At 37.2% G+C, this 18,767-nt stretch carries 18 protein-coding genes; 15 read left to right on the top strand and 3 right to left on the bottom strand.

Annotated elements, in window-relative coordinates:
• The 9 genes from lysS to Q0376_RS00885 form a co-directional block, all read left to right on the top strand.
• On the top strand, positions 1 to 1,010 hold a 1,010-nt coding region (lysS, locus tag Q0376_RS00925), incomplete at its 5' end, for a lysine--tRNA ligase (RefSeq protein ID WP_298703105.1).
• Positions 1,011 to 1,502: 492 nt separating this feature from the next.
• On the top strand, positions 1,503 to 2,132 hold the full coding sequence (locus Q0376_RS00920) for an SDR family oxidoreductase (RefSeq protein ID WP_298703104.1): 630 nt from the start codon (positions 1,503 to 1,505) through the stop codon (positions 2,130 to 2,132).
• 195 nt (positions 2,133 to 2,327) lie between these two features.
• Complete coding sequence (locus Q0376_RS00915; RefSeq protein WP_298703103.1) at positions 2,328 to 2,753, top strand: DoxX family protein; 426 nt, start codon at positions 2,328 to 2,330, stop codon at positions 2,751 to 2,753.
• Between the two features lie 525 nt (positions 2,754 to 3,278).
• Positions 3,279 to 3,896, top strand: a complete 618-nt coding sequence (locus Q0376_RS00910) for a thiamine diphosphokinase (protein WP_298703102.1) — start codon at positions 3,279 to 3,281, stop codon at positions 3,894 to 3,896.
• Positions 3,897 to 4,045: 149 nt separating this feature from the next.
• Positions 4,046 to 5,239, top strand: a complete 1,194-nt coding sequence (locus Q0376_RS00905; protein WP_298703101.1) for a sodium:proton antiporter — start codon at positions 4,046 to 4,048, stop codon at positions 5,237 to 5,239.
• Between the two features lie 77 nt (positions 5,240 to 5,316).
• Positions 5,317 to 6,819, top strand: coding sequence for a HAMP domain-containing sensor histidine kinase (locus Q0376_RS00900; protein ID WP_298703100.1), 1,503 nt, complete (start codon positions 5,317 to 5,319; stop codon positions 6,817 to 6,819).
• A gap of 190 nt (positions 6,820 to 7,009) precedes the next feature.
• Positions 7,010 to 7,711, top strand: coding sequence for a response regulator transcription factor (locus Q0376_RS00895; protein ID WP_298703099.1), 702 nt, complete (start codon positions 7,010 to 7,012; stop codon positions 7,709 to 7,711).
• 220 nt (positions 7,712 to 7,931) lie between these two features.
• On the top strand, positions 7,932 to 8,552 hold the full coding sequence (locus Q0376_RS00890; RefSeq protein ID WP_298703098.1) for a phosphatase PAP2 family protein: 621 nt from the start codon (positions 7,932 to 7,934) through the stop codon (positions 8,550 to 8,552).
• 14 nt (positions 8,553 to 8,566) lie between these two features.
• Positions 8,567 to 10,159: a glycosyltransferase family 39 protein gene (locus Q0376_RS00885; protein ID WP_298703097.1), complete on the top strand. Its 1,593-nt coding sequence runs from the start codon at positions 8,567 to 8,569 to the stop codon at positions 10,157 to 10,159.
• A 170-nt stretch (positions 10,160 to 10,329) separates the two neighbouring features.
• On the opposite strand, the gene Q0376_RS00880 is transcribed toward Q0376_RS00885, so the two are convergent.
• The 3 genes from Q0376_RS00880 to Q0376_RS09300 are packed head-to-tail and all read right to left on the bottom strand — an operon-like array spanning position 10,330 to position 12,441.
• A complete protein-coding gene (locus Q0376_RS00880; protein WP_298703096.1) occupies positions 10,330 to 10,665 on the bottom strand; it encodes a DUF5960 family protein in 336 nt (111 codons plus the stop codon).
• Positions 10,652 to 11,029, bottom strand: a complete 378-nt coding sequence (locus Q0376_RS00875) for a hypothetical protein (protein WP_298703095.1) — start codon at positions 11,027 to 11,029, stop codon at positions 10,652 to 10,654. Before Q0376_RS00875 ends, Q0376_RS00880 begins: the two co-directional genes overlap by 14 nt.
• Positions 11,026 to 12,441 (bottom strand): Y-family DNA polymerase, encoded by a 1,416-nt coding sequence (locus Q0376_RS09300; RefSeq protein ID WP_363302972.1) that lies wholly within the window; start codon positions 12,439 to 12,441, stop codon positions 11,026 to 11,028. The genes Q0376_RS00875 and Q0376_RS09300 overlap by 4 nt, the downstream gene beginning before the upstream one ends.
• A 370-nt stretch (positions 12,442 to 12,811) precedes the next feature.
• Between Q0376_RS09300 and Q0376_RS00860 the strand changes: the two genes are divergently transcribed.
• From Q0376_RS00860 to Q0376_RS00835, 6 genes are all read left to right on the top strand, one after another.
• The gene (locus Q0376_RS00860; RefSeq protein ID WP_298703094.1) at positions 12,812 to 12,994 is read left to right on the top strand and encodes a hypothetical protein; all 183 of its coding nucleotides are present in this window, start codon (positions 12,812 to 12,814) and stop codon (positions 12,992 to 12,994) included.
• A gap of 39 nt (positions 12,995 to 13,033) precedes the next feature.
• Positions 13,034 to 13,870 (top strand): hypothetical protein, encoded by an 837-nt coding sequence (locus Q0376_RS00855; RefSeq protein ID WP_298703093.1) that lies wholly within the window; start codon positions 13,034 to 13,036, stop codon positions 13,868 to 13,870.
• Positions 13,871 to 14,119: 249 nt separating this feature from the next.
• Positions 14,120 to 15,295, top strand: a complete 1,176-nt coding sequence (locus Q0376_RS00850; RefSeq protein ID WP_298703092.1) for a collagen-like protein — start codon at positions 14,120 to 14,122, stop codon at positions 15,293 to 15,295.
• A gap of 228 nt (positions 15,296 to 15,523) precedes the next feature.
• Positions 15,524 to 17,011: a site-specific DNA-methyltransferase gene (locus Q0376_RS00845; RefSeq protein ID WP_298703091.1), complete on the top strand. Its 1,488-nt coding sequence runs from the start codon at positions 15,524 to 15,526 to the stop codon at positions 17,009 to 17,011.
• 26 nt (positions 17,012 to 17,037) lie between these two features.
• Positions 17,038 to 17,463, top strand: a complete 426-nt coding sequence (locus Q0376_RS00840) for a hypothetical protein (RefSeq protein ID WP_298703090.1) — start codon at positions 17,038 to 17,040, stop codon at positions 17,461 to 17,463.
• Between the two features lie 24 nt (positions 17,464 to 17,487).
• On the top strand, positions 17,488 to 18,767 hold a 1,280-nt coding region (locus Q0376_RS00835), incomplete at its 3' end, for a site-specific DNA-methyltransferase (protein ID WP_298703089.1).

Here is an 18,767-nt window from a genome sequence, read left to right as displayed (position 1 = left end):
TTATGAATCCTAAAGTGCGCGATGTATTTAAAAAGCGGGCTCATATTATTGCTTGTATTAGAGATTGGCTTTTAAAACGCAATTTTATGGAAGTGGAAACGCCGATGATGCAAAACCTATACGGTGGCGCTGTAGCACGGCCTTTTATTACCCATCACAATGCCCATGATATGGATGTGTACTTGCGTATTTCGCCTGAATTATATTTAAAACGCCTCATCGTAGGTGGTTTTGACCGCGTCTTTGAAATTAACCGAAACTTCCGCAATGAAGGGATTGATAAGAGTCATTACCCAGAATTTACTATGGTGGAGACCTATCAAGCATATGCCGACTATAATGACATGATTAAGCAAATTGAAGATTTAGTTTGTTATTGTGCGGAACAAGTGACAGGGTCCACCAAGGTCATGTACCAAGGGGTGGAGATTGATTTTAAAGAACCTTGGCAGCGTATGACCATGGTGGAAGCGATTAAAAAGTACTCCGGTGAAGACTTTGACGAAGTAGAAACACTGGATGATGCCCAGCAATTAGCGGATCGCTTAGGCGCTGAGTACAGTGACCATGATGGCATTGGCAAGGTCATGAATGCATGCTTTGAAAAAGTAGCGGAAGGGCAATTAATTCAGCCTACGATCATAACTGGTCATCCATTGGAAATATCACCACTAGCTAAGCAAAGCCGAGAAAAACCATGGCTTACGGATCGATTTGAAGCTTATATTTTTGGCCGTGAATTAGCGAATGGCTTTTCCGAGCTCAATGATCCTTTCGATCAGCGGACGCGCTTTGAACAGCAAATGCGGGAACGTGAATTAGGCGATGAATCAGCACATCAGATGGACGAAGATTTTATTGATGCCCTAGAATATGGTTTACCTCCAACGGCAGGCCTCGGTATTGGCATCGACCGATTAGTTATGTTCCTAACAGATAGTCCATCCATTCGCGATGTTATTTTCTTCCCTTTGATGAAACCTGAAGAAGGACGCGAACGAGGGGAATAAAATAACAAAATATCCCGAAGCGATACATATAAACAAATAGTATTGTCATAGGGAAGATAGAAAGTAATAAGACGCTAACAGTAAGTGTAAGCTGGCTGCTATTAGACTAGAGCTCCATCTAATAGTAGGACTTACCTACTAGTTAGCGTTTTTTTATTAAAAAAATAAAATGTAACCATTGACATTACATCTTGAGTGTCGTATAATCATCATGTAAACAAAATCATTACAAGATAAATAATAAGCACTAACGATTTGATTAAGACATATGCGTGTTATGTAAAGTATCTAAGCGATATACATTACCTAAGATATGTAAGGTATCTAAGTTATCCAAGCTATCCAAGCAATCCAAGCAATCCAAGCTATGTACCGTATATATATTATTGTGTCTGCCCCATAGGTAATTATAGGGTTGTATTTGTCTTGTAATGATAAGAGTGTGTAGAGAGTAGGCCTATATGAAGGCCCTGTATAATGGAGGATGAGTATATGAAAATCGCAGTAGTAAGTTCAAATGGTAAAGTTGGTAAATTAGTTGTTGCTGAAGCATTGAGCCGTGGTCACGAAGTAACTGGTTTTGCTCGCAGTGCCAATAAGTCCGAAGCAAAACAATTTGTACAAAAAGATATTTTTGATTTAACTAAAGAAGATTTAGCTGGTTTTGATGCTGTTGTTGATGCCTTTGGTACATTTGCACCAGATACGTTAGATCTTCATACAAAATCTGTTATGCATCTAGCTGATTTACTTTCTGGTAGTACGACTCGTTTACTTGTAGTAGGCGGGGCTGGTAGTTTATATGTTAATAAAGAACATACTGTGCAATTACTTGATACGCCAGAATTCCCTAAAGTATTCTATCCATTGGCTAAGGCACAAACTGATGAATTAGCAGCGTTACGTAAACGTAATGATGTAAAATGGACCTTTGTAAGTCCTGCTGCTGATTTCCAAGCTGAAGCCCCTCGTGCAGGTGAATATATTTTAGCCGGTGAAGAATTTACTCTTAATGATAAGGGCGAAAGTGTAGTAAGTTATGCGGATTATGCCATTGCTATGGTTGACGAAATCGAAGCGGGCAAACATGTACAAGAACGCATCAGCGTAGTGGGTCGCTAATACATCTAAAAAAATAGATTTACTACTTGACGAATGATAAAATTCTCGTTATAATACAACATGTAATTGAGAATATTACTAGTTATTGGCTAGTGATACATAGGAATGAATTAGTTGTTGTATGTATAATGTGTGAATTAAAGTATCACAAATAAGACGACAGAATTTGTGATAGTGGAAAAGGAGTCGTGTAGTATGAAACAATTATTATTTAACTTTAACTTAAAAGATCAAGGCTTATTATTTTATCGTATTGTACTTGGTTTATCCATGATGGTTCATGGGTATTTAAAATTTGCCGGTGGCGAACAAATGCTATATGGTGTAGGTTCTATGCTAGGTCAATTTGGTATTACAGGGGGCTATTTATTCCTTGGTACAATGGCAGCCTTTGCTGAATTAGTGGGAGGTCTATTAATTATCCTTGGTTTATTTACTCGCTTAGGTACTTTGCTAGTAGCAGGCACTTTATTAGTGGCTACTTTAGTAGACCTTGGTCATGGGTTCTTTAAATGGGATTATCCTTCTCAAATGATGTTTGGTGCGATTATGCTCTTCATCGTTGGCCCTGGTCGCTTTAGCTTTGATAATCGTTGGATGAAAAAAAAAGCTAAAAAATAACAAATAAGTTAACGAAATAAAGAAACAAGCAAATAAATAAAAATAAAGAAACAAGCAAAGAAGCCGCTTCATTAATCTAGTAAGAGATTAGTGAGGCGGCTTTTTGTGCTATAGTTTTTGATGTTATATGCGTGTACTATAGTTTTTGATGTTATATGCGTGTACTATAGTTTTTGGCGTTATATGCATGTGCTATAGTTTTTAGTGTTATATGCATGTGCTATAGTTTTTTGTGTTATATGAGTGTGCTATATTTTTGGCGTTTGCCATATTGTATAGAACAATCTAGGGTGGATTTAGATTCTGCTTTGAGTACGTGGTCTTATATGGGAGCTTTACATTCTAGTCGTGATGATTAATTTTTTTTATTGGAGTGATTAGTTTATTTTTAAAATTTTTATAAACTTTGCATTTTTCTATACTGACGCGTATTATAATCGTATATACTATAAAGTAAGATTTTATATAAAGAGAGTTATAGTACACGATATATAAGAAAGTCATAGTACATAATAGGGAGTTCGTATGAAACAAATTTGCGCAATTATCCTTGGTGGCACAGAGGATAGTTTTGACCAGATAGAACGCGCCGATTATATTATTGCGTGCGATAGAGGCTATACATATGCTAAGAAAAATGGAATCAAGCCTCATTTATTAGTAGGGGATTTTGATTCCTATGAAGGACAAATACCAACTGATATACCTGTCCTTACGTTACCTGTAGAAAAGGATGATACCGATGCATTAGCAGCCCTTCGCTACGCTATAGGAGAAGGGGCCTCTCAGATTTATATGTATTGTGCTTTTGGTGGTCGCTTTGACCATTTGTGGGGGAATATTCAAGCGGCCACATTTGCTGTCAAAGAAGGGGCATCGGTAACCCTGTTTAGTCAAAATCAACGGGTCCATGTATTGAGTGAAAGGACTATTACCTTACAGCCGAGATTGAATTATGCATTATCTGTATTTTCCCTTACGGATATTTGTGAAAAAGTACGTATAAAAGGTACAAAATATGAAGTAGATGAGGTTACCTTTACTAATTCATTTCCCCTGGGCGTCAGTAATGAATGGCGGGGACCAGCGACTATTTCTGTAGGGGCTGGTATTTTGATGGTAGTGGAGTCAAAGATGATGTAAACGCGTAGTGTCTAGTGCTATTGTTGCCGTGTAGCCTTAGTAGGATTGCATTTTGTGGTGTAGTGGCAATAGCATGGCGTTTTTATACAGTTGACTGGAGTCGAGTTTATATTTTATATATTGCGCTACTTAGCGTTTTGGAGGCATGTATGTTAGTATCCTTAGCCTATATATTTTTAGGCGGTATGGCTGGTTCTTATGTAGCCAATTTGCTGCGCATTCCACGAATTATTGGGATGATTCTCGTAGGAATTGTTTTGGGGCCTATGGGATTTCAGTTATTAAGCGATGATATGATAGCTGTAAGTGGTGAGTTTCGCACTTTGGCATTGCTCGTTATTTTATTAAAAGCCGGCATATCTCTTCGCATTAAAGACATTCGCACTTTAGGACGGCCTGTGGTGGGCATGGCCTTTTTGCCCTCAGCGTTAGAAATTATTACTTTGGCCAGTTTGAGTCATTGGTTATTTCAACTCTCTTGGGTGGAAGGTTTTTTATTTGGTGCCGTCGTATGTGCCGTATCACCAGCGGTCGTAGTGTTTAGAATGACGGAATTAATAAAGGAAAAATATGGCATTAAAAAGGGGGTGCCACAATTATTACTAGCTGGGTCAGCCCTCGATGATATTATTGTAGTTACCATCTTTGGCGTGTTGCTTGATTTTATAAAAGGCAATATGACTTTATTACAGGTCGTAGAAGAGTTTCCCATTGCCATTAGTATGGGCCTTGTTATAGGGACTTTGGGTGGTTTCATTATGTGGCGCCTATTTATGATGTGGAAACCTACTAATGTGATGAGTGCCGGTATTGTGCTAGTGGGCGTATCGATAGGATTAATGAACTTAGGCAATTATATAGGTCAATGGATTCCTACATCAGGTCTATTAGCTGTTATGGTCATGGCCAGTTTAGTGCGCTCCTTAAGTACTGATGAGGTGGGGCAACATATATCGCATAGCGTGTCAGTTTTATGGGGACCTACAGAAGTACTCTTATTTGTCCTCGTAGGGGCAGCTATTAATATTCCATACATTACCATGGCAGGGGCTACATTAGTGGTGCTTTTAGTATTAGGATTATTGGCTCGGTCCTTAGGTGTATTGATTAGTGTGAGTGGCTCACCGTTAAATAAAAAAGAGCGTCTTTATACGATAGTGTCCTATTGGCCTAAGGCATCTGTGCAAGCTGCCATTGGTGGGATTCCCCTAACTATGGGCCTTGCTAGTGGTCATCTTATTTTAACCGCAGCTGTTATGGCCATCGTTATTACTACACCTTTGGGTGCTATTTTAATGGAAAAAAGCTATAAGCGTTTACTTGAAAAGAATGAAGAGTTGTAATATATATAATTTGAATGTAGTGGGTGTAATGAAGAATTATTAACTATAATGAGTTAGAAAGAGTATGGAGGGCTTTAATGACAATAAAAAATCGATTATCTATTTCTAACTTTTTGATGATTGCTATCCCCGCTGTATTGGCCGTGGTAGTGCTGTTTTTTGGCATTACCGCCTTGTGGGCTCCTTTAGTGCAACAAAATAATATAGGCGTTCAGGATTTAGAAGATTTTGAGCAAAATAGTACCTTTATGTTGACGCAGATTGAAGGCAAGATTTTAGAAACAAGTCGCCGTGGTCAAAATCCTAAAATATCTGATGTGGCCACGTCTTTGCGGTATTTAACGGGGTACACAGTGCAAGTAAAAGATCCAAGTGGTGAATTGTGTACTTGGGGCATTGAGCCTGATAATGAGGCCAATCGTTTACGTACTGTAGCGGATACCTTAGATCATACGGGCATTATTTCAGCTGGCGAAGAGGCTGTATCAGTACGCCATATCATGACGGAACAAGGGCTATACAAGGCCTATGTATTTGGTTATGAGCTTAACACCTTGCATTGGCCAGGGAAAAATACTGTAAAATATACGCTTATTTTTATTTTTATATGCATTGTGGGAATTATTTTAGTGGCAAATCGACTGCTTACACGATTTACGTTTAATTCTATAAAATCGGCTCTAACTACTTTATCTAAGGGCGTAAAGGAAATTAAAGAGGGAAATTTGAGTGTAAGCCTTAAGTATGATCGGAATGACGAATTTAAGCCAGTGTGCGAAGATTTTAATGACATGGCTAAACGCTTGAAAGAGTCGGTGGAACTGGTGCAGCGGCAAGAGACAAATCGAAAAGAATTACTAGCCAGCATTTCACATGACTTACGGTCTCCTTTAACATCTATTAAAGCGTATGCAGAGGGTCTCGCTGACAATGTGGCGTCCACGCCAGATAAGCGGGCCAAGTATGCACAGATGATTTTGACTAAATCTAATGAATTAGAGCATATGATTACAGAGCTATTTGCTTTTTCTAAAATGGACTTAGATGAATATCCCTATTATCCAGAAGCTGTGAATTTACAGCAGTTTTTACAAGATTTCTATGAACGAGAAAAAGACAATTACGCTCAAAAAGGCCTGCTTGTGGAGCTCGAGCCAGTGGATTCCACGATAGCTGTATGGGCTGATACATTCCAGCTAAATCGTATTATTACCAATATTCTAGATAATTCTGTGAAATACAAGGTGCAAAATCAGGGCCATGCCGTTATATGCTGTAAGCTTGTGTCCTCGGCAAGTGATGCACCATCGGCGGGACTGCTAGGTAAGACTAGGGCTGTTCAATTATGTATTGCCGATGATGGTCCAGGCGTAAACTCTGATGTTTTGGCGCGTTTATTTGATGTGTTTTATCGTGGTGATGCGGCACGGCGTCAGCCACAAAAGGGCAGTGGTTTAGGCCTTGCTATCGTGCAAAAATTAGTGCATCGTATGGCGGGTCAGGTCGAAGCGTCCCTAGTAGCACCACAGGGATTAGCCATAACCATTACCTTACCGCATTTGGATGAAAATGCTAGATAAAGGCTTAGCATAGTATAGGATACAATATTAGATTTAGGATCAGCTGAACGTGCTAGGTGAAGGACGATATAAGGAATTATAAAAAGAGTGGTAAAAGGTTTTGTATAAAGAGTTATACAAAGAAGTATAAGGGCTTATATAAAAGGGTATATAAAGAATTGCATAAAGGGGTATATAAAGGAGTTAATTCATGAAACGGATTTTAATTATAGAAGATGACCAAGCTATTGCTGAAATTGAGCGAGATTATTTGGAGATTAATGGCTTTGAAGTGGAGATTGTGGCCGATGGTCAAGAAGGTTTAGAACGAGCCTTATCAGGACAGTTTAATTTAATTTTACTAGACGTGATGCTTCCGACCATGGATGGTTTCGCTATTTGTAAAGAATTGCGCAAAGAACTTACGATTCCTATTTTACTCGTTACAGCAAAACAAGAAGATATTGATAAAATTCGTGGTCTTGGACTAGGGGCTGATGACTATATTGAAAAACCATTTTCCCCTAGCATTCTAGTGGCTCGTGTGAAGGCCAACTTGGCACAATACGAACGCCTTGTGGGCTCCCATGGCGTTGGTACTGATGCGCGTGATACAGAATATGTAGTGGGCCATTTGCGCATACAACCAAGTGCTCATCGTGTTTTCGTACATAATGAGGAAGTGTATTTAAAAAATAAGGAATATGAATTACTCGTTTTTCTAGTGAAAAACGCAGACATTGTATTCGATAAAGAAAGCTTGTACGAAAAAATATGGGGTTTTGATGCTGTAGGCGATGTGGCCACGGTGGCTGTTCACATCAATCGCTTGCGAGATAAAATTGAAGATGACCCTAGTAATCCTAAATATATTGAAACCGTTTGGGGTGTAGGCTATCGATTTAAAATTTAGTTTACATCTAACGCATAGAACCTTAACGTAATACAATCGGGCCGTGTTACTAATAGAATAAGTAAAAAGATCTACTCATGTGGGAGCATGGGTAGGTCTTTTTTTATGTGCATTTGTTTAAAATTCTTTTAAAACTTACTAACAAGTTGTTTAAGTCTTTTGTGTATACTGAGTGCAATAACATTAGAATTAAGAAACATAATGATATGAGGTACGTATTATGGATTGGATTACACAGATTGACTTAACTATATTACATATGATTGTACAATATATTCATACATCTTGGCTTGATATGGGCATGGTGTGGTTTACCAAGCTCGGTGACAGTGGTGCTATGTGGATTGTATTAGGCCTATATTTGCTAATAAATAAGAAATATCGGAAGACTGGATTTACTATGATAATCGCATTATGTCTTGGCGTATTAATTTGCAATATAGGACTTAAGCCCCTTATTGCCCGATTTCGGCCTTTTATAGTGGACCCTTCTTTGTCCTTGTTGATTACGCCACCTAGTGGCTATTCCTTTCCGTCTGGTCATACGTGGTCTTCTTTTGCTATAGCTACGATAGCACTTATGCATCGACTTAACGGTCGTTACCTTGTATTGGGGCTAGCAATTAGTATGGCTTTTTCCCGTTTATATTTAACCGTACATTATCCAACAGATGTATTGGGTGGTATCATTCTTGGACTATGTATTGGATATGGCAGTGTTAAATTAGTGCAATACTATGGCATGACTTGGTGCAATTCGTGGATTGGATTGAAACAAAATATAGTAAGCCACAAGGAGACTAATATGAAACAAGAAGCTGTTGTACAAGGCAAAGAATAAGGGAGAGCCAAGAGATGAAAGCGAATATTAAATTAAAGGCACAAGGCGTTTTAGGTCATCAAGAGTTAGCAACATCTACAATGCATAAAATAACTTACCAATCGATTAAGAAGGCTTTATTTCAAAAGTATGAGTTACAAACTCATCTAGTAATATTGACTTTAGTTAGTATCTGTCTATTTTTTCTTGGTAATGATGCATTATTTATTACAGATCCAGTAGAGTCAAATTATGTATTAACCGCTAAAGAGATGGTGGCAGCGCATAATTATATGTCACCGCAAATCTATGGTAATTATTGGTATGATAAGCCTATTTTCTTTTACTGGGAACTAATCGGTGCCTTTAAATTATGGGGCATTTCTGAGTGGTCAGCTCGATTTTTTACGGCCTTAACAGGACTCTTGGGCTTATACCTAACCTATGGTTTTACTACTTATTTGTATAATCGTAAAACTGCTTTGGTTTCTAGCTTAGTACTAGGCACATCATTTGAGTATTGGCTCATTTCTAAGGCCGTGATTACTGATATGACCTTATTTGTATTTTTTAGTGCCAGTTTGATTTGCTTTTATTTAGGCTATAAAACCGACTATAAATGGTATTGGGGGGCTTATGGGTTTGCTGCTTTAGCCGTACTTACTAAAGGGCCCATAGGGCTATTATTGCCAGGTTTAATTGCTATAATATTTCTTCTTATGAAGCGAGATGTAAAGGCTTTTAAGCATATGAAATTGTTTTCGGGTTTCCTTTTCTTTTTTGTCATAGGCTTGCCTTGGTATCTCTATATGTATGCAGTGCATGGTATGGATTTTGTCATGGTATTTTTAGGTGTTCATAATGTATTACGTGCCACCGTATCGGAGCATCCTAATGTAGATGTATGGTATTATTACACCGGTATTTTTTGTATTGGATTCGTTCCTTGGGTATTTACTTTGCCTATTGCCTTACGTAACTATTGGAAAGAGCATAATGGTCAAATAGGTTTATCTTGGTCTTGTTTAAAAGATAAATTGAAAACCTTGGATGATACGACTTTATTTTTGCTAATTTGGGCTGGCACAGTGTTTTTCTTTTTTCAAAATATGGCTACTAAATATACAACATATACCTTGCCATATATGATGCCCATTGCTATATTGATGGGGCGCATGTTAGTTACACATGTAAAAATAGTAAGATACTTGTCTATAGGAAGCATGATTGTATATACAATTTTAACCTTCATGGTAGCCATACCATATTGTTATATGTACTCAGGCGGAGCTATTTCAAAGGCTGTAACTACAATTGTTAAATCTGGCGATATAGTAGTAAGTTATGGAGACTATCGAGCTTCATCAGTATTTTATAGCAATCAGTTAATTTATCGCCTTGCTAAAGCCGAAGACATTCCAAGTCTTAGGCCATCTGCTATGAATTGGAATAATAAAAATGTAATGCCTTTTGTGGCAGAAGAGAAAATTAATCAGACTAGTCATGTAGTAGCTTTAGTAAGTAATAAAAGAGAAAAAGATTTCTTAGAAAACTTGTCAGGCCGTTGGGAAGTGGTAGAACGATTCCCAAAGGATACTTTATATAGAAAAGTAAGCCTTGAAAAATAAATTTAATAGTGTTAGATATAACAATACGTTGTATATTAATAGGTCTGTATTCTATTATTAACACATTATCTATTGCCGGCACCTATGAAGAGGCAACATATTGTTTATATAAAATAAACTAGCCATAAGAACGGGCCCCTATGTAGTCAAATCTTATGGCTAGTTTTATTTTACTTAGCCGTTTGAATTTTTTCTGTAGTCTCGTTAAAGGGACTCGAACAGAGCGAATGACCTACATACACATATTGGCGAATTAAAGGCGTTGATTTTATAATTTGCAATGTAAAGAAGAAATAATGGGCACGATGATCTTTGGCATTTTCTTTATTTAATTTAAAATAATTACTTTGTGCTTCAGCCATGCTATGTAAAATGTCGTCTGTTAAAAAGGTTAGCGGAATGTGCATGGCGGAGTAGCGATAGAAATCAGCTTCAAATTTTAAATAATTTTCCGAAAAATAGGCAAATTGAATTTCATTTTTTTGAAAGGGCCTAGAATGCATCATCATCACCACCTTTGCTTAGCTTTATAATATGTATAATTTCAATTCGTTCATATGTAGGCGTAGCTGTATCAGTCGGGACCTGGAGTATCATATGGTCCAAGGTGAGCTCTAAGATACGACCTTTTATTTCTTGAATACCTTTTTTAGACTTTACATAATACGTCATGATAAGTTGTTGAATATAAATTTGACTGAGCCATTCTAGGATTTCGTCCACACTTACATCCTCTGCAAATTCAACAGTAATCGCACTTTCTTGCAAGGCCGAGAGATGGTCAGAAATAAAGAAACCCATCCATTTAGCCATACCTCGATCGCGATAGGCCCTAGCGGACTCATAGGGGAGATACAGTCGTTTTATCATGTGAGACCATCCAAGCCACCGGCTGAATGCCCACCGATAAGGCGACTGCGCTTAATGGCGCGGGAATAGGATAATAAGGAGGAGCCTTTTTGGATGGATACAAAACCGTGGTGTTCGCGAATACTATCAATGGCACGCTGCAGTTTGTAGTTTTTTTCGACAGTGTCCGCATCTTCGAATAGGGATGTAATACGATATTCATCACTACTTAGCTTGGAGTAACGCACTCCTATTTGTCGCACGGCACCACCTTTATAATGCTTACGAAATAGAGTTTTTACATGGGCCACTAAGTCATCTGTCAGTTGTGACGGAGGAATTTTCATTTGCCCTTGTAAGGGGCGCTGAGCGACCTCTTTTGAAAAGCCAATATAAATAGATACACATTGGGCTAGTTGATGTGTTTTTCTTAGCCGAATGGCCACTTGTTCCGCCATTTCCGCTAAGAGGAGTTCAATTTCGTGCTGCTTGTCATAGTTGCGCGGCAAAATTTGGGAATTACCAATGCCTTTAGACTGTGGTCGGTAAGGCATGTGTACATTGCTTTCATCAACGCCATTGGCATGAAACCAAAGTTGCAGGCCTATAATGCCCATCTCCCGTTGTAGTATATCGGGATTGCTTTGGGCTAAGTCTTTAATCGAAAAGATGTGAAGGCGGTTCAAATGAGCTGCTGTACGCCGGCCAATGCCCCAAAAGTCTGTGAGCTTAGGGAGACTCCAGACTTTGGTACACACATCTTCGTAGGACCAATTAGCACGCATTGTTTCGGTCGTTTTTGCTTCATTATCAAGGGCGAGTTTGGCTAGTAGCGGATTGGCATTAGACATGCCCACGGTGGAGTAAATTCCTGTAGTTTGCCAGATGTCATGTTGAATTTTAGCCGACACAATATCGAGTTTTTTCTTGCGACTTAATTGGGGGTCAGGCAAAAAATAATTGAGTGACTGTGTTAAATCAATGAAGCCTTCATCAATGGAATAGGGGCAAATATCTTCAGGTGCTGCGTAGTTATGAAAAATACGTTGTACTTCAAGATTTTTTAAAATATACACACTCATGCGCGGTGGCACGAAGAGTGTACGTTTGGCCCAATCTTCAATATATTTTACGAACGTTGGTGTAATGGGGAGCCCTTGTTGAAGGGCTCTTTTGTAGTTGAACTTACGCGTGTCTACATAAAAGGGCAAGTCATAGGCACGACTTACATTTTCCTTACCGAATACTTTCTTGAAAGTCGGCGAGGATGCTAAGATAAGGCCTGTTGAATTGTCGGCGCGACTCATTACACAGAGGGAGGTCGTGAGGGGATGAAGACCGCGCTCTACGCATTCCACGCTGGCATAAAAAGACTTCATGTCCACAAAGGCTATATCCGATTTTGGCTCTAATTCATAATTAATCAAAGACATAAGACCTCCGCAACATCCAATAGATACAACATCTCTTTTAAGTAGGGCAAATAGCATTTAAATAACCGAACAAATAAACGATATAACTACCTATAAATATGTTATTACAAACAAATGTTTGTGTCAATAGGGCGTAAAGAGCGGAAATTATGTATTACATAGGAAAGTAATTAGGGCGATTGAATAAAAGCTGGCGAGAGGCTTTTATTGAGTGCAGAAAAGTTATTTCTTATGAGTAGTATGTATTTTACAGTTGGACAACTTAAAGGTATAATGAAAATAAATATGCAAAGATTGTAATGCATAGCGAATGAGGAATAGGTTGTTATGTATGAGGTGCTATGCAAGGGTTGAGGTTGGAGGTCTAGGTATGGGACAGAAGCGAAATACCATTATTGCTATTGTAGCAATACTTATTGTCGTTATTATTGGTGGTGCCGCAGGTGGCTATTGGTATTATAAGCGGACACCGACCTATTCATTGAAACTTATTGGGCGAGCCATACAAGAACATGATTGGTATACCTTTGATGCACAAGTTGATGTAGATTAGGTAGCAGAAGACTTTGTAGCTGGTTTATTAGTTATGGGTATGTCAGATAACTATACATCTATAAAGCAATCCGACAAAGATGAAATTTTTGATAATGAAGAATTCGATATTTTAGTAGATAATGTAAGCGCTGAAATCGAAAATATTTTGCGTAATAAAAAGGCCCCTACAAGCTATGGTGATGATGTAACCGAGCGAGAACTTGTGGAGCGCATCTATAAAACATTTGATTTTGTAAAAATAGATTCTGTTGAAACTCATGGTAAACAGGCCGTAGCCTATGTTATTTTAAAGCAGAATAAGCTTGACAAAGAGATTACCTTAGAGCTTGAAATGACTCAATTAAGCGATGGTACCTGGGAGATTATGTCCCTTGCGAACGCGGAGGATATTGGTGAAGAACTATATGAGATAGCACAGGCTAAGCTGGCAGAAATAAACAAGCCTACACAAGAGGCTATTGATGCAGCTGTTAAAATAGGAGAGGTGAAACCAACACTGCGCCGTATGGGACGCAATGCGTATTCCCCATTGTATACCTACTTACAAGTTAATATTGCTGTGACTGTGGGGGAAAAATCAGTAAGTACCATTGAAGGGGACATTGTCTTTGAAGGAATTGGTTCTAATAAAAATGAAGTGTTGCGCGTTCCAGCAGTATTAAAAAATACAAATATTGCTATGACAAATACGACGCGAACTTACTATTATTCTGATCGTTTAGTAGAGGATTCTGATATGTATGAAAAACTTCGGGCGGCGAATATGAATAACTTTAATGATGTGAAGATGTCATTTAAGGTAAAACGTGTAGAATTTGCAGATGGCACGGAGCTGGCATTGAAGACGAAGATGAATGATGCAGAAGCATTTTAAATACGATGCGTGATGCGGAGATAGTTTTAATACGATGCGTGATGCAGCAGGCGTTTTAAATAGGATAGTAATGCGGAGGCATTTTAAATAAGGTAAGTTTGCTTAATTTAGAGCAATCTGCGTTATATGATGTAGATAGTTATGTTAAATATGATTCGATAGTTATTTTCTATGAAATTGTAAGGTGATGAGGTGGCATGATGAACGATAATGAACAAACTGTAAATCCTAATAATTCCATGAACCCCAATGGTTCTACGGCACCAAGTGGTGGGGCGTATCAAAATAATCAAGGCTTTCAAGGGGCTCAAAATCCACAAGGGGGCCCAGGGTCCTCAAGGGCCACAGGGGTATCCAGGTCCGCAAGGCTTTCAAGGACCACAAGGTCCGCAGGGTCCTATGATGGCACCACAAGGGGCGAAGAAGAAAACGGGGCTCATTGCGGCCATTATAGTTGTAGTAGTGCTGATTGTAGGCGCATTGGGCGGTTATTTTTACTATAAACAAACACCAACCTATTCCTTGAAGCAAATTGGTGCGGCTATTGAGAACCATGATTGGAGTACTTTTTCACAACATGTGGACGTAGACCAAGTGTCAGAGGATATTCTTACAGGCGTTGTTAAAAGCATGGCGCGTTATCAAGTGGTAGGTTCTAGTGACGCTATTATTGAAGACATACTTGATGAGTATGAAGATGAAATGCAGAGTGATATAGACAATGTAAGTAAGAATTTAGAAAACTATATACGAGGTAAAAAGACTGACGCCGATAAAAATGGAAAGATTGATAGTTTTAATTTTAATAAAAAATTCTTCGATCGCTTTAAATATAAAAAAATAGAGTCTGTTGAAAAAATAGGCAATCATGCAGTAGCCTCAGTTATCTATGAATTACCAGACCTTGGTACAGAAGTGACTGTAGAGCTTGAAATGAGTAAGTTAGATAATGGCTCTTGGATGGTTGATTCCATTGCTAATGCAGATGCAGTATGGACCACGATTTATGATGCGTATCAAAAGAAACTTGATGAAGTGAATGAGCCTATTAGAGCTGAAATAGCAAAATATGTATCTGCAGATGAATTGATTATTCGATTGAATCGCATTTCAACTAACCCCAATTTATTCTATATAGCAAAAATAAAAACTATGGAAAAGCCAGTGAAAGACGTTGAGCTAGCCGTTACCATTATGGGGGTGGGTGAATATAATCGCATCGTTGAAAAGACTGTAACCTTCCATAGCAATGTTCAAGAAACAGGCTATCATGGTCCTTGGTATAGAAGCGAGCGATTAAATAGCAGCGATGATGATGATCGTTTATTATACTTTGACTTTAAAGATAATACGCCAATTGACTTTGAAGTTAGAAAAATTACCTTCTTCGATGGAACTAGCATTGAGTTGAAAGATGAGCTGTAGGAGAGGGCGTAGGAAGTAAATAAATAGAAATAAATAAAACGCTTAGTATGTGAATACTAGGCGTTTTGTTGTAGGGGGGAGTTAGTATAATCTTAGGTAGAAGCGTTGATAGAGTTTTATGTGAGGGACAATATTGCTCTAGAGGGGCTTATGATTAATTATTTTATTAATGATATAATTATATGTTAAAATAAGGAAAACTGACTTGTAAAATAATGGAGCAAGGATATGATTAAGGATAATATTTTATACAATAAAGATGTAAAGTCTAATATAGCATTTTATAATGAGTTAAGAAAGGTATTACCAGCTTTTTATGTCGGCTATAGAGAAGATGAAAATGGAAATGTAATTAATAAAGGGTATTTTGATACACAAAAATTCCTTGATGCCTTAAAAGAACATAATGTAGATGAAATAAAAAATGGATATCATCTAGACTTTGTAGGTAAAAATTATGCTAAACGACAAGCGGGGGAACAACCGTTAACAGTAATAGTTCCTGATAGAAATCATAATAGTAAAGGGGAGAATAAAATAAGTAAAAATTTATTTTTCTCAGGAGACAATCTAGAAGTATTACGCCACTTACAAAATAATTATGAAAATAGCATAGATGTTATGTATATAGATCCTCCATATAATACAGGGAGTGATGGATTTATATATCCAGATAAATTTGAATATTCTGATGAAAAATTACAAGCTATGTTTAATTTGAATGAGAATGAATTAGCAAGGTTAAAATCAATTCAAGGAAAAGCAACTCATAGTGCATGGTTAACATTTATGTATCCTCGCTTGTATTTAGCTAAAAAGCTGCTTAAAGATACAGGTGTTGTTTTTGTATCAATTGATGATCATGAAGATGGTAATTTACGTTTATTAATGGATGAGATTTTTGGGGAAGATGGATTTTTAACACAGATTATTTGGGAGCGTGCCTATGCACCAGTAAATTTGAAGAAACATTTTTCTACTAGTCATGACTATATTCTTTGTTACGCTAAAAATATTAATTTAGCTGTTTGTAATGGTTTACCAAGAAGTGATGAAGCGAATAATAGGTATAGCAATCCTGATAATGATTCTCGTGGATTATGGAAAGCAGCTGATTTATCCGTTGGACCAGCAGTTGAATCTAATATTTATGAAATTACAACACCTAGTGGGAGGAAAGTATTACCACCAAGCGGTAGGAGTTGGAGCTTATCAAAGGCTGTATTTGACAAGCATGTAAAAGATAATAGGATTTGGTTCGGGGTGGAGGGGAATAATGTACCTTCAAGTAAAAGATTTTTATCAGAAGTGAAGCAAGGCATTACTCCAATGACAATTTGGAAATATACTGATGTAGGCCATTCACAAGATGCTACTAAATGCTTAAAAGATTTGTTTGATGGAAAATCATATTTTGATTATCCAAAACCAGTAGAGTTAATAAAGCGGTGCGTACAGTTATATGGGGATTCGAATTCTATTATTATGGATTTCTTTGCAGGATCAGGTACAACAGCGGATGCTGTAATGCAATTAAATGCAGAAGATAAAGGAAAACGGCAATATATTTTAGTACAGTTACCAGAACTAATAAAAGAGAATTCTGTAGCTTATAAAGATGGGTATAAAACCATTGATGAAATTACAAAATACCGTCTCGATAAAAGCATATCGAAAATTATCGATGGGGGGGGGAGCCCCTATCTGGCAGCATAGATTTAGGATACAAGCATTATTATCTTATGCCGCTTAGTGGTAATCTGATTGAAAAAATTGAGTTTGAAGATGCAGCGTCTAAGCTTTTTAATGATGATATGGTTACCTCTTTTTCTGGTGAATCTTTAGGTCTTACGGGAGATGCTACAGGATGGGACACAATTTTGTGGACTTATTTAGTTAAGGATGGATATAAATTTGATGTGGATATAGAGTATAAGAAATTTGCTAATGTCGAAGTTCCATATATAAATAATCAGAGATTATATCTTTTGGCTGATGGATGGGGAACAGAGCAAACTAAAGATTTGATTAATCAAATCGGTTGCAATAAAATTATAGTTCAATCTATTGTGGTATATGGACACACATTGTTTGGTGAAATTTATAGAGAGCTAGAAGTGGCCCTAAGTCAATTAGATTGCTCTATAAATCTTATTACTCGTTATTAATATAAGTTAGTAAAGGGATACTTTATGATACGAGATGCAATAGAAAAAAATAAGACAGTAGAATCTAGTACAGCTTTTTTAGAAGAATTAAAAAATAAGCTTCCTTCTTTTTTTAAATCAGAAAAAGTTGATGAAAATGGAAGTATTATTGAAGAAGCAAGCTTCGATTTAGTGAAATTTCAGAAAGAGTTACAAAAAAATAATATTAATGAGTTTATCGATGGATACCAGCTTGATTTTATAGGTAAAAATTATGCAAAAAAACAAGCAGGTGAAGCATCTACCGCAGTTATTTGTCCAGATATTATTCACAATAGTAAAAAAGAAAATCAACGTAGTAAAAACTTATTTTTCTCAGGAGACAATCTTGAAGTATTGCGTCACTTACAAAATAATTATGAAAATAGTATAGATGTTATATACATAGATCCCCCATATAATACAGGAAGTGATGGATTTATATATCCAGATAAATTTGAATATTCTGATGAAAAACTACAAGCCATGTTTAATTTGAATGATAGTGAATTAGCACGGCTAAAGTCAATTCAGGGAAAAGCAACTCATAGTGCATGGTTAACATTTATGTATCCTCGCTTGTATTTAGCTAAAAAGCTGCTTAAAGATACAGGTGTTGTTTTTGTATCAATTGATGATCATGAAGATGGTAATTTACGTTTATTAATGGATGAGATTTTTGGGGAAGATGGATTTTTAACACAGATTATTTGGGAGCGTGCCTATGCACCAGTAAATTTGAAGAAACATTTTTCTACTAGTCATGACTATATTCTTTGTTATGCTAAAAATATTAATTTAGCTGTTTGTAATGGATTGCCAAGGAGTGATGAAGCGAATAATCGGTATAGTAATCCTGATAAGGATTCTCGTGGATTATGGAAAGCAGGCGATTTATCTGTAGGACCAGCAGTTGAATCTAACATTTATGAGATTACAACACCTAGTGGTAGAAAAGTTATGCCACCTAGTGGTTACTCTTGGAGAGTGAATAAGGACACTTTTGAGGAATATGTAAGTGATAATAGGATTTGGTTCGGGGTAGAGGGAAATAATGTACCTTCAATTAAAAGATTTTTATCAGAAGTGAAACAAGGCATTACTCCAATGACAATTTGGAAATATGATGATGTGGGGCATTCGCAAGATGCTACAAAGTATTTGAAAGATTTATTTGATGGAAAGGCATATTTTGATTATCCAAAACCAGTGGAGCTAATAAAGCGGTGCTTACAGTTATATGGGGATTCGAATTCTATTATTATGGATTTCTTTGCAGGATCAGG

The sequence above is a fragment of the uncultured Veillonella sp. genome, from assembly GCF_937981445.1.
In the GTDB taxonomy this organism is placed as follows: Bacteria; Bacillota; Negativicutes; order Veillonellales; family Veillonellaceae; genus Veillonella_A.
This window is presented reverse-complemented; position numbering and strand designations above follow the sequence as displayed.

Excerpts from the sequence above, each read along its gene's own strand:
- Q0376_RS00920 (WP_298703104.1), top strand. The coding sequence starts at position 1,503 with ATGAAAATCGCAGTAGTAAGTTCAAATGGTAAAGTTGGTAAATTAGTT.
- Q0376_RS00915 (WP_298703103.1), top strand. The coding sequence starts at position 2,328 with ATGAAACAATTATTATTTAACTTTAACTTAAAAGATCAAGGCTTATTA.
- Q0376_RS00910 (WP_298703102.1), top strand. The coding sequence starts at position 3,279 with ATGAAACAAATTTGCGCAATTATCCTTGGTGGCACAGAGGATAGTTTT.
- Q0376_RS00905 (WP_298703101.1), top strand. The coding sequence starts at position 4,046 with ATGTTAGTATCCTTAGCCTATATATTTTTAGGCGGTATGGCTGGTTCT.
- Q0376_RS00900 (WP_298703100.1), top strand. The coding sequence starts at position 5,317 with ATGACAATAAAAAATCGATTATCTATTTCTAACTTTTTGATGATTGCT.
- Q0376_RS00895 (WP_298703099.1), top strand. The coding sequence starts at position 7,010 with ATGAAACGGATTTTAATTATAGAAGATGACCAAGCTATTGCTGAAATT.
- Q0376_RS00890 (WP_298703098.1), top strand. The coding sequence starts at position 7,932 with ATGGATTGGATTACACAGATTGACTTAACTATATTACATATGATTGTA.
- Q0376_RS00885 (WP_298703097.1), top strand. The coding sequence starts at position 8,567 with ATGAAAGCGAATATTAAATTAAAGGCACAAGGCGTTTTAGGTCATCAA.
- Q0376_RS00880 (WP_298703096.1), bottom strand. The coding sequence starts at position 10,665 with ATGATGCATTCTAGGCCCTTTCAAAAAAATGAAATTCAATTTGCCTAT.
- Q0376_RS00875 (WP_298703095.1), bottom strand. The coding sequence starts at position 11,029 with ATGATAAAACGACTGTATCTCCCCTATGAGTCCGCTAGGGCCTATCGC.
- Q0376_RS09300 (WP_363302972.1), bottom strand. The coding sequence starts at position 12,441 with ATGTCTTTGATTAATTATGAATTAGAGCCAAAATCGGATATAGCCTTT.
- Q0376_RS00860 (WP_298703094.1), top strand. The coding sequence starts at position 12,812 with ATGGGACAGAAGCGAAATACCATTATTGCTATTGTAGCAATACTTATT.
- Q0376_RS00855 (WP_298703093.1), top strand. The coding sequence starts at position 13,034 with ATGTCAGATAACTATACATCTATAAAGCAATCCGACAAAGATGAAATT.
- Q0376_RS00850 (WP_298703092.1), top strand. The coding sequence starts at position 14,120 with ATGGTTCTACGGCACCAAGTGGTGGGGCGTATCAAAATAATCAAGGCT.
- Q0376_RS00845 (WP_298703091.1), top strand. The coding sequence starts at position 15,524 with ATGATTAAGGATAATATTTTATACAATAAAGATGTAAAGTCTAATATA.
- Q0376_RS00840 (WP_298703090.1), top strand. The coding sequence starts at position 17,038 with ATGCCGCTTAGTGGTAATCTGATTGAAAAAATTGAGTTTGAAGATGCA.